General features: G+C 65.3%; 9 protein-coding genes. 6 read left to right on the forward strand and 3 right to left on the reverse strand.

Annotated features, from left to right (window positions below):
* Positions 1–84: 84 nt before the first annotated feature.
* The 3 genes from ABZ004_RS16700 to ABZ004_RS16710 all read right to left on the reverse strand — a co-directional run bounded on the left by ABZ004_RS16700 (position 85) and on the right by ABZ004_RS16710 (position 7481).
* The gene (locus tag ABZ004_RS16700; protein ID WP_355680743.1) at positions 85–2847 is read right to left on the reverse strand and encodes a TIM-barrel domain-containing protein; all 2763 of its coding nucleotides are present in this window, start codon (positions 2845–2847) and stop codon (positions 85–87) included.
* 80 nt (positions 2848–2927) lie between these two features.
* On the reverse strand, positions 2928–6221 hold the full coding sequence (locus tag ABZ004_RS16705) for a TIM-barrel domain-containing protein (protein ID WP_355680744.1): 3294 nt from the start codon (positions 6219–6221) through the stop codon (positions 2928–2930).
* 54 nt (positions 6222–6275) lie between these two features.
* Positions 6276–7481 (reverse strand): ROK family transcriptional regulator, encoded by a 1206-nt coding sequence (locus ABZ004_RS16710; protein WP_355680745.1) that lies wholly within the window; start codon positions 7479–7481, stop codon positions 6276–6278.
* 146 nt (positions 7482–7627) lie between these two features.
* On the opposite strand from ABZ004_RS16710, the gene ABZ004_RS16715 reads away from it, so the two are divergent.
* The 6 genes from ABZ004_RS16715 (at position 7628) to ABZ004_RS16740 (ending at position 15418) form a co-directional block, all read left to right on the forward strand.
* Entirely contained in the window at positions 7628–9844 is a 2217-nt protein-coding gene (locus tag ABZ004_RS16715; RefSeq protein WP_355680746.1) for a glycoside hydrolase domain-containing protein, read from the forward strand.
* Entirely contained in the window at positions 9841–11124 is a 1284-nt protein-coding gene (locus ABZ004_RS16720; RefSeq protein WP_355680747.1) for a glycosyltransferase, read from the forward strand. Before ABZ004_RS16715 ends, ABZ004_RS16720 begins: the two co-directional genes overlap by 4 nt.
* A gap of 118 nt (positions 11125–11242) precedes the next feature.
* Entirely contained in the window at positions 11243–12412 is a 1170-nt protein-coding gene (locus ABZ004_RS16725; protein WP_355680748.1) for an ROK family transcriptional regulator, read from the forward strand.
* Positions 12413–12552: 140 nt separating this feature from the next.
* Positions 12553–13323, forward strand: a complete 771-nt coding sequence (locus ABZ004_RS16730) for a sugar ABC transporter permease (RefSeq protein WP_355680749.1) — start codon at positions 12553–12555, stop codon at positions 13321–13323.
* Complete coding sequence (locus tag ABZ004_RS16735; RefSeq protein ID WP_355680750.1) at positions 13316–14140, forward strand: carbohydrate ABC transporter permease; 825 nt, start codon at positions 13316–13318, stop codon at positions 14138–14140. Before ABZ004_RS16730 ends, ABZ004_RS16735 begins: the two co-directional genes overlap by 8 nt.
* Before the next feature lie 21 nt (positions 14141–14161).
* Positions 14162–15418, forward strand: a complete 1257-nt coding sequence (locus tag ABZ004_RS16740) for a sugar ABC transporter substrate-binding protein (RefSeq protein ID WP_355680751.1) — start codon at positions 14162–14164, stop codon at positions 15416–15418.
* Positions 15419–15422: the final 4 nt, after the last annotated feature.

Below are 15422 nucleotides of genomic sequence, written 5' to 3' on the forward strand. Positions count from 1 at the left end.
CGACCGTAACTAGGGTCTCAGAAGCCATCGCGGGCTGTGACACTGGCATCGCTGTGCCACAGCCCGCCGTCCGGTGAGAGCGGGTCAGAAACCGCCCGTAGTCGTACCTCCACTCCCTGTAGCCGGGGTGGTGAAGGTGATGTTGGGGTCAGGACCCCATTGGTCGGCGGTTGCCGGATAGTTCGTCTCCTGGCGTTTGATGCACTTCCACTCGACGGAGGTGTTCGGCGGGAGGTTGGAGATCGTGCCGGTCCAGGTCGGGTAGCTGGTCGGCGCCAGCTTCACCGCACTCGCCACCGACCAGGCGCCGAGCTGCGGCACGTTCCCCACGACGTACACGGATTGACCGCTGGTCGTGGTCCCGTTGCTGCAGCTGAACGTCTTGGAGACGACCGCCTGGCCGAGGGTGAAGACGAACGACTTCGCCGTACTGACTGCCGTCGAAGCCGACTTGGCGACGACGAGGTTGCCGCCGGCGTTGTACCAGCCGCTGGCAGCCGCGTCGAAGGCTGCCTTGTTCGCGTACTGCGTGAGCGCGGACCCGTTGAGCGCGACGGCCGACGCCTGCGTGTCCGTCACCAACTCCACAACATTCGAGCGGCTGCTGGGTGCTCCGGTGTAGGTGCCGGACGAGGCAGCAATACCGACGGTCTGCGTGGTGCCCGAGCGCTGCTGGGTCAGGTCCGTGGTCCGCTTCGACCCCGTCTGGTATCCGACGGTCGAACCGTCATCCTCGGCCAGGGTGAACGAGGAGGCAGTCGTGTCGCCATAGACGCGGGCCACCAGCTCGTTGCGCGTCGTACCGTCGGCGCGTTTGCCCAGCACGTTCATCGTCTGGTCGTCGACGTACATCTTCGGGATGATCGCGCCTGCTCGCGCATACGCAGGGAGCTGGAACTTGCCGTTGCGCCACAGCGGTACGTCGGTGAGGTTCTGGCCGGTGCTGACCGTCTTGGTGTTGGTGTAGTAGTCGTACCAGGTCCCGGCCGGCAGGTAGACGTCCCGCTTGCGCTGGTTCGCTCCGGCAGCAACGCCGACCAGCAGGTCCTTGCCGATCAGCTTCTCGTGACCGGTTTCGCGGACGTTCGGATCGTTCTGGTATTGGTAGACCAGCGGCGGCATCAGCGGTTCGCCGGTCGTGTACGCCTTGTGGGCAAGGGAGTAGTAGTACGGCGTGAGCTCGTACCGCTGCCTGATGTTCGCCAGGTTGCTCGGCACGTCGCCGATCGAGTCCGGTGAGGTCTCCGCGCAGTTGCAGAGGTTCTCGGTGTGCGGCCGGATCGGAACGTCGAACCAGGACGAGTTCGCGAACCACTGGGTATAGAGCTCGTTCAGGTCGGAGTTGAGCATCTCCCGCCGGAAGCCGCCGATGTCGGAGCCGAAGTAGTCGATCCCGGACATCGACATCTGCATCTGGACGTTCTGCTGCGAGGCGAGCGCGGTGAGCTTCGATCCGATGTCGCCGGACCACATCGCCGTACCGAACCGCTGGATGCCACCTGCCGCGGAGCGCGCGAGCATGAACGTCCGTTGCTGGACGGCGTTGTCCGTGTAGCCCTTCGCGATCCCCTTCGCCCATTCGAGGTTGTAGAGGTTGTGGTAGTCGGAGTGGGCGTGCTTGCCGGCCAGTACTCCGGATGTCCAGTCGTTCGCGTCGTACATCTCCGGCTCACCAAGGTCGAGCCAGTGACCCATCACGCCGTCATTGATCAACGGCTGTCGCTGGGTGTTGTGCCATTGCGCGCTAGCGGCCGGCTGGGTCCAGTCGATCATGCCGCCGCGGCCCCACCAGTCGTTCCCGGTCAGATACACCGGGTTGCAGCTGGAGCAGCCTGCTCTGATCAGATAGCCGGCGTTCGCCATGTCGGTGTGCTCGGGGAGGTTCTTCCCGACGTACGACTCCTCGATCGTCATCACCCCGACGCCATTGGTGTTCTTGTACGTCGCGAGCTTGGTCGCCGGATTCGGGAAGTTGACCGGATCCCACTCCAGCGTGCCCATCCTGGTGTTGTCGGAACCGGCCGTGACGCCGCCGAACCAGTTCACGTCGAGCATCACGCCGTCGGTCGGGAACTTGTTGGTCCGCAGTCCGCTCAGCGTGGTGTCGATCTCGTTCCAGTTGTCGTAACCGTACTCCGACATCCACAACCCGAACGCCTTCTTCGGCGGCACCGGCGGGCGACCGGTGAGTTCCAGGTAGTCCTTGCGCAGGTCGGGGAGATCCGGGCCGGACATCACGTACCACCGGAGCTGATCGCCGTACGTGTCCATCGTCCAGGGATCGCCGGTCAGGTTCCAGTCCTGCTTGTAGACCTGGTCGACGAACATCCCGTAGTTGGTGGTGCTCGCACCGACCGCGAACAGCACCGGGATCTGCGCGTTGCCGACCGGACCGTTGTCCGTGTCGTAGAGCATCGCGTTGCCGTAGGTCCCGCTGGTGCGTTGGCGTCCGACCCAGTCGCCGTCCGCACTACCACCCATGAAGAACTGCTCGCCGAGCCCGTAGGCGTTCTGCATGGACGACTTGGTGAAGCTCAAACCTTTCCAAGCCTGGCTGAGGTTCCGCGGGCAGGTTGTATTGAGTAGGAGTTGTGGCGAACGGGTCGTGTCGGTGACGGTCGCGCAGAGGGTAGTTGCGTTGACGTCCACCTTGAGCCCGGCCGTCGTCAGCGTGTTCCCGGTCTGGTTGAAACTGGTCGGCCCCGTGTAGTTCGTCTTGGCGATCTGATCAGTGGTGAAGATCGGCGAACCACTTCCCGGCCCGGCGCCCGCTCCCATCTCGAAGTGCACGAGATCGTCGTCGAGGAACTCCACCACCAGATAGTTGCCCCCGGCAGTGAACTGCACTCTTTGAACCGCAGCGTGCGCCGCCTGTGTAGGTAAGACAACTAGGAGAGGTAGTAAGAGGAGAAAGGCTGCTAGTCGTTTCATGGTCGCGCCACCGTGACGTTGTCGAGGTTGATGCCACCTGAGCCGTACAGCACTTTGACCACGCGTTTACCGGTGGTGAGGCTGGTTGTCAGCGTTGCTGTCCCCCAGGTATCCCAGTTGCCCGTGCTCGGCAGGTTGACCGAGCCGACGGACACACCGTCGACCTGGATCGTGCGAGTCGCGGTAGTGGCGGCGCCGTTGGCGTACCGGAGCTTGATCACGTGGCCGCCGGTGACGTCCGCGTTGGTGTCCACCTGGACGAAGTCGCCGGCCGTCTCGAACCCGTCCACGAACCCGGTCCCGGTGTAGCCCGGGTGATCCGTGTTGGTCGTCGTACCGCTGTTGGCTCCGAACTCGGCCTCGTACCCCGCCTTGTCCACACCATTCAGTACGACGGAACGCGTCGCCGCACTGGATGCCGTCTTGACCAGCGTGAGCTGCTGGACCGGGTCCCAGTACCAACCCTCGGTAGCCCCTTGCAGAGCAGCCAGAGTCGCATGCGCGGTCATCGTCGTACCGTCCTTCGTCACGCTCGTCGGCTTCGACGACGCGACCTGCAAGGTGCTCTTGGTCGCCAGCGGCGGCACGCTCACGGTGACCTGGTGACCGGCGAAGTTCTCGGTGGAGGTGACCGTCCGGGTCTGGTTCGCCGAATCCTCGAAGTACCCGTAACTCGTCGTACCGGATGGGTACACCCGGAATGCGAGATTCGTGTATGTGTCGACGCTGTTGCCGATATTGCCGCCCAGCTCGTAGTTCGCGTTGAGGTTGAGCGGAACGATCGCGCCGGCCTTGGCGTAGACGGGGATCGTGCCGGTGTCGGCGTTGTAGACCTTCGTTCCTGCGCCCTGGGCCCGGCCGCCGTTCCAGAAGTCGTACCACTCACCGGCCGGCAGGTAGACGTTCTTGCTGGTCGCGCCCTGGGCGGTGATCGGTGCCACAAGCAACTGCCTGCCGAACATGTACTGCTGATCCTGGGCCGCGGCCGTGGCGTCGTTCGGGTAGGCGATACTCATCGCCTGCATCATCGGAAGCCCTGTGGTGGAAGAGTTCTTGGCCTCCGTGTAGAGGTAGGGGATCAGGTTCATCCGGGTGTTGGCGAACTTGCGGAACTTGGGGATCACCGTGGTGTCGCCGGAGCGGGCCTGCACGTTCCACGGCGTACGGGCTTCCGAGACGCCCGGGTTCGACTTCTCCGAGTGGTACTGCATGATCGGCGAGAAGGTCGACTGCGCGGCCGCCCGGAGGTACAACTCGCTGCTTGGGAAGGTCCCGGTGAACCCGGCCATGTCCCAGGACCAGAACGGCACGCCACTTGCACCGGCGCTCTGCCCTGCCCGGACCGCCTGCTGGAAGGCGTCGAAGGTGGACGACTGGTCGCCGGCCCAGAAGATCGAGTTGGCCTGGGCGCCCGACGTACCGCCACGGCTGAACAAGGTGCCCTGGGCACCCTTCTTCGTGGTGACGAAGTCGTTGTAGGCGCGGGTGTATTCGTTCGGGTAGCCGTTGTGCAGCTCGTCACCCTTGCGGCCGGAGCCACTCGTGACATTGCGGCCGAAGACCGCCTCGCTGCCGTCCGTCTTGAGACCGTCGATACCGATGTCGTCGAACAGGTAGGCGCGCTTGCTCATCCACCAGTTGGTGGCCGTGGTCTTGGTGAAGTCCGGCACCGTGCTGTTGCCGAACCACTGCCCGGCCGGGATCCGATAGGGGCCACCGGCACCGTCACCGAGAACGTAGCCCTGGGCAACGGCATAGTCGCGGTCATTGATGTGCTGTTGCGGTGGAGTCGCCGGATTGGTGTCGAAGTCCTGTTTGAGCACAGGGATCTGCCAGAGCACCATCTTGACGCCCTGGTTGTGAGCGGCCGTCACCATCGCCTTCGGATCGGTCCACTCACCACCGGCTGGGAACGTCAGATCCGCGTAGGTGAGCGCCTGGTTGCCCGGCTTCGGCGTGTAGGTCGCGCCGTGCCACAGGTAGAAGGTTGCCTCGTCACTCCACTGCTCGAGCACCATCGCGGTGTGCGGGATCTGGTTGGAGGTCATGTTGGCGAGTTCGGTGTTGACCTCGGACTGGGTGTTCCACTCGTTCGCGGATCCCCAGAGTCCGAAGGACCACTTCGGCGGAAGCTTCGGCCTCGCGGTCGTAGCCGTGTATTGGTCGAGGATCTCGGCCCGGGTACCGGTGAAGAAGTAGTAGTCGACGGTCGAGTTGAGAGCACCGCCGGTGTCGACGGTGAAGCCCGCCATGTCACTGAGGTGTGTCCCGAGGTTGAACACGGAGTACCGGGTGCTCGGCACGAAGATGCCGTAGCCGGCCGAGTTCGTGACGAACGGGACGCTGAGGTAGGTCCGAGCGGTGGGGCCCTGGTCCTGATACTGGTTGTAGACGTAGTTGCTGACGTCCTTGCCGCGCTGGTTCAACGCGTCGTACCGCTCGCCGAGCCCCTCGAAGCGCTCGGTCGTCGGTGAGAGCCAGTGGTCCTCGACCTTGGTGACCGTCGTACTGCCGTCGCTCGCCCAGCCGGTGTTGCGGAAGGTCGCCGGGTCGTATTGCCGCGCGATCAGCGTCGTACCGTCGCCCTTGTAGACCGCGACGCGATAAGGCGACTTCTGGATCTTCAGAACCACCTTCGTGGTGGCGATCTGGAGAGTGCCCGCACTGTCGGTCACCGTGTACGCCGAGGAGCCGCTGATGTTCAAGCCGCTCCCGGTCGGCGCGACCTGGACATGGAAGCGGTCGATCGCGGGGAAGGCGAACCGCACCTTCGGGGTGAAGCTGCCCGCGGTGTCGCCGGTCGTCACGTCGACACTGGTGCCGTTGTTGACGAAGCCGGAAACGTTGCTTGTTCCGGAGTACGAGGTGACCGCGAAGGAGAACGGGCCGGTCGTCTTCTGGTTGGCGCCGTCCACGTCGGCATTGACCGTGTAGGTGATCTGGTCGCCGCGGGCGAAGGTGCCCATCGAGAGCTTCCAGTAGGTGTTGTTGCCGCTGTTGTAGTCGAAGGCGGCACCGATCGGCGTCTGGTTCACGCCGTTCTTGGTCCAGGTGATCCAGACCGTCTGACCGGACGAGATCGGCCAGGTGGTGGCCTTGATCTGCACGGCCTCGCCGGCCATCGGGTCGCGCGGCGCGCGCTCGGTCAACGCGGTGTTGTAGAGCTCATCGGCGCCGTACGGCGCGTGGAAGACACCGGTCAGCGTTCCCGCCCACGCGGGGACCGGGGTGAACTGGAAGATGACTGCTGCGAGCACCAGGAACGCAGCAATCCACCGCTTTCGCGGCATGACGGCATGCCTCATCTACTGCCTCACTTCTCTCCGGCCACCGACCGGACGTTGTTAGCTGGCGGAGCGGGCGGTCAAGGAGGGGCGGCCTGCCTCGTCCGGTCGCAGGTTGGGCTGGAACAGCTCGCCCAGGAAAAGGCCCGCGGCGCCTTGCGCCCAGGCTTCGTCGTCCCAGTCGTCCACCACGACCTCCAGCTCTCGCTGGAGTCCGTCGAAGACGCTGCTGTGCAATGCGTCGTCGAAGGCCGGAAGGAACAGGTCGCTTGCGCGGGTCCCCTCTCCGGCCAGCACGATCAGTCTCGGGTTGAGCAGGTTGACCAGATTGCCGACGGCCGTCCCCAGGATCCGGCCGACTTCTTCGAAGATGCCCTGGATCTTCTCGTCACCCTTGCGGGCCTTGTCGATTGCTTGCTCGATAGTTGCGGTGCCGGCCCGCGCGCAGATGGCCGGCTCACCGATCAATGCTTCCAGGCAGCCCCTGCCGCCGCAGGCGCACAAGGGGCCGTCGGCAACGACCTTGGTATGGCCGAACTCGCCCGCGCCACCGCCGGCGCCGCGGTACAGCCTGCCGTCGAGCACCATGCCCAGCCCGATACCGCGACCGATACTGACCACGGCCACATCGGACACCCCACGCCCGGCGCCGAACCATTGCTCGCTCGCCACCAGGGTGTTGACGTCGTTGTCCACCACCACCGGCAGCCCGAGCTTCTTCTCCAGCAGCCCGGCGAGATCCACGTCATGCCAGTCGGAATACGTCCCGTGCCGGACCATCCCGGTAGCCCGGTCGATCACACCCGCCACGCCGACCCCCACGCCGTACACGAGTCTGTTGGCCTTCAACGACCGGACGGCCTTGGCGACAATCCGTACGACGGTGCCGACGTCGTTCGCGGTGACGTTCTCCGTGGCCCGTTCGACAATCCCTGCGTTGAGATCAGTCAGTACTGCGATCACCCGCGTCTCGGTGAGCTTGATGCCGATCACATACCCCGCATCAGCCTTCAACCCGAGCAACACCGGCCTCCGGCCCCCACCGGAACTCGCGGTCTCCCTCTCCTCAACCACCCCGTTGGCCAGCAACTCACCAACAATCTCCGACACAGTAGGCAGGCTCAAACCGGTCCTTTTCGCCAACTCGGTCCGCGAAACCAACCCACCCCGGAGCTCCCCGAGCACCAGCGACGAATTGATCTCCCGAATCAGCTCCTTGCTCCCCACCCGCACCGGCTGCACCCGCCCACCCCTTACTAAGGTCACCGAAGGAAGTCCCCCGGACGCTAACCCCGGTACCTGCGGATGGTCAACAGCTCAGCCCGTAACCTGCGCGTCTCCTGCGGTCTACCCGGCGGAAACATGGGCTTCTTACCTTGAGGGTCCTATCGGGCGCGTGAGGCGGTGAGCCTATGTACGAGCACGTTGATCCGTTCATCGGGACCGGAGCGACGGAGCTGCCTGAGCCCAAGGGGTTGGCGGGGAGTTGGTGGTGGCCGAAGCCGCAGGTGGGGAATACGCATCCGGGGGCGGTGCACCCGTTCGGGATGGTGTCGGCTTGCGCGTACTCCGGGGCTTATCCGACCGGTTATGGGCTGTATGACTTCAACACGGAGGGCGTGCCTGGTCTGTTGTACGACCGGCCGGTCGCCTCTGGGTTCACTCATTTCCAGCAGTCGGGTACGGGCGCGATCCGGAAGTACTACAACTACTTTCGGGTGACGCCGATGCTTGGGCCGCTCGACGACCTGGGTACTACCTGGGACTTGTTGGACGAGGTGGCTGAGCCTGGTTATTACGCGGCGACCTTGAGTTCGGGGGTGCGTTGTGAGGTGACGGTCGGGCCCAAGTCGGCCGTTCACCGGTACACGTTCCCGGCGCATGACGCCGCCCGGATCGTCATCGACGCGTCGACCGGTGGTCTGGCGATCCCGCATGGCCGGACCGTGCCGTTGAAGGCGCACCTGGCGATGCTGGAACCGGGAGTGGCCCAGGGAGAGATCCACGTCGAAGGGGTGCCGCTGGCCGTGCACCTGGAGGTCGACGCTCCCGGCTGGCGGCAGCTGTTGTGGTACGACCGGCGCCTGATGCCCGGCGGTACGCGGCTCGACTTCGACTACATCCGACCGACCACGTTGCGGCCGTTCGGGCTGATGTTCATGGGCCCCTCACGTGCCGAGCAGACCATCGAAGTACGGCTGGGGTTCTCCCTGCGCGGATGTGAGGCCGCCCGCGACAACCTGCACGCAGACGTCGGCCGTACGCCGGCCACCTTCACCGGGCGACGCGACCGAACGACAGCCACTTGGCGCGAGCACCTTGGCAAAATCGAGATCACGACCGAATCTGATGAGCAGGCAACGGTTTTCGGCACCGCGCTCTACCACTCGCTGGTCAAGCCGTGCTTCGCCCCGGACGAGAGCCCGTGGACGACCGAAGGCCCGTACGCGTTCGACATCTGCACCATGTGGGACATCTACCGCACCCAGCTGCCGCTGATGACCACGCTGTTCCCGGAGCGTTCGGTCGCGCTGGCCAACTCGATGCTGTCGATCTGCGAACAGGAGGGGAATCTGCCGATCGGCTACCGGATGGCCAAGGGCGCCGACCGGTTCTCCCGGCAGGGCAGCGCACTCGCGCACACCTTTCTGGCCGACCTGTGCCAACTGGATCTGCCGGGCATCGACTGGGACTGGGCCATGGTGCATCTGGAGATGGACCTGCGCCGGACGTACGGCGAGGACTACCTGGTGCACGGTGTGGCGCACCCGATCAGCCACACCCTCGACTTGGCGTACGCCTACCACTGCACCGCGGCGATTGCCCGCAAGGTGCGCGACCGCACGCTGGCGCAGCAGATGGGCGACCACGCTCAAGGCTGGCGGGCGGCGTACGACCCTGGCACCGGTCTGCTGCGCGACTCCACGTTCTATGAGGGCGGCCGATGGAACTACTCCTTCCGGCTGCTGCACGACATGCGCGCCCGGATCGCGCTCGCCGGCGGCGACGAGGCGTTCGTGGGGCTGCTCGACAAGTTCTTCGGGTACGACGCCGTGCCGGTCACCCAGCCTGGAGTGGCGCCGAGCGTGGCCGAGATGAACGCCGGCTATGAACTGTGCCGGTTCGAGGGACTCAACAACGAGCCGGACTACGAGGCGCCGTGGTCCTACCACTACGCCGGACGGCCGGACCGGACCGCGGAGGTGGTGCATGCCGTTATCGCCAACCAGTTCGGCACCGGCCGGGGCGGGCTGCCGGGGAACGACGACTCCGGCGGACTGTCCGCCTGGTACGTGTGGGCGACGCTCGGGCTGTTCCCGGTGGCCGGGCAGAACTTGTTCCTGATCAGCGCTCCGGCCGTCGCGGAATCCACTATCCGGCTGCCGGAAGGCGACCTGTCGATCACCACCACAGGATTCGAGCCGGTCGAGGCTGGTGGACCGGTCTCCTACGTCCAATCCGTCGCAATGAACGGCAAGACCCTCGAACGCCCGTGGATCTCCGGCCGCGAACTGCGGCGGATCCGCACTCTGCACATCGAGCTCGGCCCTCAGCCCTCCGGCTGGGGCACCCAGATCAGGCCACCGTCCACATCCGATCCGATGCACACCACTGGAGGTGAGGCATGAACACTCCCAACCGCCGCCTGGTCATCGTCGTCCGCGCTGACCCGGTGATCTGCGGACACTCCGGTGAGGCGCGATGCCTCGCCGAAGTGGCGCTCACCCGCGGCTTCGACGACGTACGGATCGTCACCTGGCCGCTGGATGCGCTCCAGGCGGCCGGGCTGCCGTTGAAGCCCCTCGATCGAGTGCTGCCGTACAGCCCTGGCATCACGGTGGAGCGGCCCGAACCTGTGGGTGACTACCGGGTTCCCGACGGACGGTACCTGTCCGGGCTCATCGGGCGGCTGGTCGAGTTGTTCAGCGACGGGGTGCCGACGGTGGCGATGTCGCTGTATCTGAGCCCGCACGCGATCGCCGTACAGGAAGCCGTTCAGGTGGCGCGCCGGATCGGGCCTGCGCGGGTCACGACGGTGGCTGAGGCGGTGGGCTCCGACATCACCAACGTGGTGCGCGAGTGCGTCAGCTCCGGCCGGTTCGGGGCGGCCGCGCACATCCTCTCGGTCTACCTGGAGGCCGACCATTGCGTGGCGGTGTCGGAGTACACAAGGGAGCTGATCGTGGCGTCGGCGGCGACGCTCGACAGTTTGCACGGTACGACGTTCGCGCAGCGCTGCCGGGAACGGATCGCCATCTCCTATCCGGCGGTCGACTCCTGGTCCTACTTGTCGCTCACCGATGACCAGATCGCCGAGACACTCACCCGACGCGGCCTCTCGCGGGACGGCTACGTGCTGTTCCTGTCCAGGATCGCCTCGGCGAAGGGGGTCGACGACCTGATCGACGCGTACGCCGGGTCGCGGTCGGCCGAGCGGGTGCAACTGGTCCTGGCCGGACGCGGGCCGCAGGAAGCCGAGGTGGTGGCGCGGGTGGCGGCAGCCGGCCTGGGCGAACGGGTGCGAGTGCTGACCGACGTGGACGACGCGGAGAAGCCGGCGCTGATGGCCGGGAGTGCGGCATTCGTGCTGCCGACCCGCGAGCAGCCGGAGTTCGTCGAGACGTTCGGGATCGCGCTGGTCGAGAAGGCGCTGGCCGGCGGCGGCCCGATCATCACCTGCGCGACGGGCGGCGTACCGGAAGCTGTCGGCGATACGGCTCTGCTGGTGCCGCAACGTGACCCGGCGACGCTGCGGACAGTACTCGACGAGGTCGTGTGCGACTGGACCTCGGAGCGGCGGGCGTCAGCCGAACAGCGCGCCCGGGAGCACGCTTTGCAGTTCGACCGGGTCCAGGTCTTCGACCGCCTCTTCGCCCTCACGGAGTCTCCGGCCGTCATCGTCGCTTGACCTCGAGGTCTTGACAGTTGGTGGGGATCGGCTTACTTTTTGGCTAAATTTAGTGCCGAAGTAAGTCGGGAGCTGCGCTGTGGTGAACCTGCAAGGTCCTATTCCCAGGGGTGACCTGGTGCCGTCGGGCATCGTCGGGTTGCTCGGGACGCAGGGGCCGACGGCGCGGACGGACATCGCGCGGGCGCTGGGGTTGAGCCCGGCCACGGTGACGCAGGTGACGAAGGACCTGATCGCGCGGGGGTTGATCGAGGAGCTGGAGTCGGTACCGTCCAAGGGCGGGCGGCCGTCGCGGTTGCTGGGGTTGCTGCGCGACGCGGGGGTCGCGCTGGGGGCGAAGGTGACCGCCGATCACGTCGCGGTGGTGACGGTCGAGCTGGACGGGACCGTGCGGTCGTCGACCGAACACGCCTACGACCCGAGTGGACCGGACGCGATCGAGCGCCTCGGCCAGCTGCTGGCGAAAGAGGTCGCCGGTCTCGACGACCGGTTGCTCGGCGTCGGCGTCGGCGTACCGGGTGCTGTGGATTCGCAGGCCTCCGGAGTCGTCGATGCCCCGACCCTAGGCTGGCAGTCGGCGCAGGTAGGTCCCGTACTACGAACCGCCATCGGCACCCCGGTCCTCGTCGACAACGACGTCAACACGCTGGCCGCCGCCGAACGCCTCTACGGCATAGGCCGGGACCACTCCTCCTACCTGGTCGTCACCATCGGCCGAGGAATCGGCTGCGGAATCGTCGTCGACGGCGGCATCTACCGAGGCGCCAACGGAGGCGCCGGCGAAATAGGCCACATCCCTGTCTGGCCCTCCGGCGCCGAAGAACCGCCGTGTACTTGTGGGTCTACGGGGTGTTTGGAGGCTCATATCGGGAGTGCTGGGTTGGTGCGGACTGCTCGGGTTCGGGGGGTGGTCGGGCCGCGTGGGACTGCTGCGACTTTGTTGCGGGCGGCAAGTGGTGGGGATGTTGCTGCGCGGGAGATCTTCGAGGAGGCGGGCGGGATGTTGGGGCGGGCGTTGGCGGGGGTGATTCATACCGTCGACCCGGAAGTTGTGGTGTTGATGGGTGAGGGAGTCGACGGGTGGGAGTTCTGGGAGAGCGGGTTCGAGCCGTCGTTCCGGCGATCGTTGCTTCCGGCCCGCAAAGCCGTTCCCGTCGTGGTCGAACCGTGGACGGAGATCCAGTGGGCCCGCGGCGCCGCCTCCCTGGTCCTCTCCAGCCCCTTCGACTCAGCCGGCAACGGCGGCGAACAAAGCCGCCTCGTCCGAGCCCGCCTGGGCGCAGGATGAAGCAGAACCGCGTGCCGGCCACGCGCCGTAGTACAAGCTCCATAAAGCTGAAGAAGGCTGGGTGGGTGGCGTTCTTCTTGTTGCCTAGTGCGGTTCCCTTGTTTGTGTTCACGTTGGTGCCGATGGTTTCTAGTTTGTGGGTGAGTTTGCATCGGTGGAATCTGATCTCGCCGATGGAATGGGTGGGTTTGCGGAACTACAGCAATCTGCTGGGTGACGAGATGACACGGCGGGTGTTTCTGCACACGCTGGTGTATGTCGTCGGGTATCTGCCGATCGTGTACGCCGGTGGGCTGCTGTTGGCCCTCGCGTTGAACCAGAAGCTCAAGGGCCGTTCGTTCCTCAGGGCGACGTATTTCCTCCCGGTGGTGACCAGCTGGGTTGTGGTGGCACTGGTCTGGAAGTGGTTGCTCAATCCAACGAACGGGCTGGTCAACCAGCTCCTGGGAGGACTAGGACTCCCCCAGCCCGGCTGGTGGACCGACCCGCATTGGGCGCTCCCGGCGGTGATCCTCTCGTCCGCCTGGAAAGACCTCGGGTTCGTGATGGTGATCCTGCTCGCCGGGCTCCAGTCCATCCCGACCGACTTCTACGAAGCCGCGAAAGTGGACGGATCCAATGCCTGGCAACGGTTCTGGCGGATCACTTTGCCGCTGTTGTCGCCGTCGACCTTCTTCGTGGTGGTGATCTCGTTGATCAACGGCTTCCAGGTCTTCGACCAGGTGTACGTGATGACCGCCGGCGGCCCGGCCGGTTCCAGCCAGGTCGTGGTCGGCCAGATCTACGATCTGACCTTCCGCTACGGCCGGGCCGGTGAGGCGTCCGCGCTCTCCTGGATCCTGTTCGCGGTGATCCTGGTGATCACCGTCTTCCAGATCCGCGGCCAGCGCCGGTGGGTGCACTATGCGTGACAGCAGATCGCTTCCCGCGAAGATCGCCCTGTACGCCGCTGTGCTGGTCGGCGCCGCGATCATGCTCTTCCCGTTCCTGTGGACGGTAATCACCTCGATCACCCCGGAAGGCTCACTCGCCGACGGCCCGACCGTCTTCGTCGACCACCCGACCCTGAACGCGTATCGCACCCTGCTCGACGCGATGCCGATCTGGCGCATCCTCGCCAACTCGCTCGTCATCGCGCTGGTCTCGACGCTGCTCCAGCTGATCACCGGCTCGATGGCGGCGTACGGATTCGCCCGGCTGCATTTCCCGCTGAAGAACGTCATCTTCGGCTTCTACCTGGCAACCCTGATGGTGCCGCTGCAGGTGCTCGTCGTCCCGTTGTTCATCGAGATGAAGACACTCAACCTGCAGGACACGTACTTCGCGTTGCTGGCACCCACGATCGCCTCCGCGTTCGGAGTCTTCCTGCTCCGGCAGGCGGTCACCGCGGTACCGATGGAACTCGACGAGGCCGCCACCATCGACGGCGCCGGCCATCTGCGGATCTTCACCACCATCGTGCTGCCGCTGATCCGGCCCGCGCTCGCGACCGTCGCGGTGTTCGCGTTCATGGGCAGCTGGAACAGCTTCCTCTGGCCACTCGTCGTGATCCGGTCGCCGGAGTTCATGACGCTCCCGCTGGGCCTGTCCACCCTGCAGGGCCAGTTCACCACCCAGTGGGACGTCGTGATGGCGGGATCCGTCGTCTCGATCGTGCCGATCGCCATCGTCTATCTGCTCGCGCAGCGTCACATCATCGCCGGTGTCGCCCACACAGGCATCAAGTAAGAGAGAGTGAAGGAAACCGCCATGCGTCACCTCAAAACCGTGGGCCTCGGCCTGACCGCAGTGCTCGCACTCACGCTGACCGCTTGCGGGCAAGGCTCAGCGACCAAGGAAGCCGCCGCGCCGGAGGGCAAGTCGGTCGTTCGGTACATGAACTTCTCGTCCAACGACGGGCACGAGAAGGACCTGACCGCGATCGTCAATGCCTTCCAGACGGCGAACCCGAACATCACCGTCCAGGTCGAAACCGTTCCGTACGCCGACTACTTCACGAAGCTGCAGACCGCGGTTGCTGGTGGCACCGCGGCCGACGCGTTCGAGCTGAACTACGAGAACTTCGTGACGTACGCGAAGAACGGTTCGCTGGCCGAACTGAAGAACGTGGACACCGCGGCGTACAAGAAGTCGCTGGTCGACGCGTTCAACGACGGCGGCAAGCAGTACGGCGTACCGGAATCGTTCTCCAACGTCGTGCTCTTCTACAACAAGGCGCTCTTCAAGAAGGCTGGAGTGGCTGAGCCGACTGCTGATTGGACTTGGAAGGACGAGCAGGCTGCCGGGCTGAAGCTGTCCAACAAGGCGACCAAGACCTGGGGCGACTACCAGCCGGTCTCGTACAACGAGTTCTACAAGGTGCTCGCGCAGAACGGCGGCGAGTTCCTGAACGCCGACCGGACCGCGGCCACCTTCAACTCCCCGCAAGGCGTCGAGGCAGCGAAGTTCCTGATCGACAAGGTCGGCAAGACGATGCCGACCGAAGCGGACGGAGCCGGTACGCCGGACTTCGACTCGAAACTGTTCAAGTCCGGCAAGCTCGCGATGTGGCACACCGGCATCTGGATGTTCTCGGCGATGGCGGACGCACCGTTCGACTGGGACGTCGTGGTCGAGCCGGGGAACACCAAGAAGGCATCGGCGATGTTCGTGAACGGACTGGTCGTGTCGGCCGCCTCCAAGAACACCGAGGCCGCGCAGAAGTGGGTCACCTTCCTGGCATCCTCCGACGACACCACGAAGACGCGGCTTGCCAGCTCGTGGGAGCTCCCGCCGGTCGCCGACGAGGCGAAGCTCGCGCCGTACCTCGACCAGAAGAAGCCTGCCAACCGCAAGGCCGTCTTCACCGCTCTCGAGGACACCGTGCTGCCGCCGGTGATCGAGCGCCAGCAGGAGATGCAGGACCTGGTCACCGCTGAGCTCACCTCCGCCGCAGCCGGTCGCAAGCCGGTCGAGAAGGCACTCGCGGATGCCCAGACCAAGGTCAACGGCCTGCTGAAGAAGTGAAGGA

It is taken from the genome of Kribbella sp. NPDC006257, from assembly GCF_040613535.1.
Taxonomy (GTDB): domain Bacteria; phylum Actinomycetota; class Actinomycetes; order Propionibacteriales; family Kribbellaceae; genus Kribbella.

What these genes read in the sequence shown, in the direction of transcription:
- ABZ004_RS16735 (WP_355680750.1), top strand. Translation starts at nt 13,316, where the DNA reads ATGCGTGACAGCAGATCGCTTCCCGCGAAGATCGCCCTGTACGCCGCT.
- ABZ004_RS16705 (WP_355680744.1), bottom strand. Translation starts at nt 6,221, where the DNA reads ATGCCGCGAAAGCGGTGGATTGCTGCGTTCCTGGTGCTCGCAGCAGTC.
- ABZ004_RS16720 (WP_355680747.1), top strand. Translation starts at nt 9,841, where the DNA reads ATGAACACTCCCAACCGCCGCCTGGTCATCGTCGTCCGCGCTGACCCG.
- ABZ004_RS16740 (WP_355680751.1), top strand. Translation starts at nt 14,162, where the DNA reads ATGCGTCACCTCAAAACCGTGGGCCTCGGCCTGACCGCAGTGCTCGCA.
- ABZ004_RS16715 (WP_355680746.1), top strand. Translation starts at nt 7,628, where the DNA reads ATGTACGAGCACGTTGATCCGTTCATCGGGACCGGAGCGACGGAGCTG.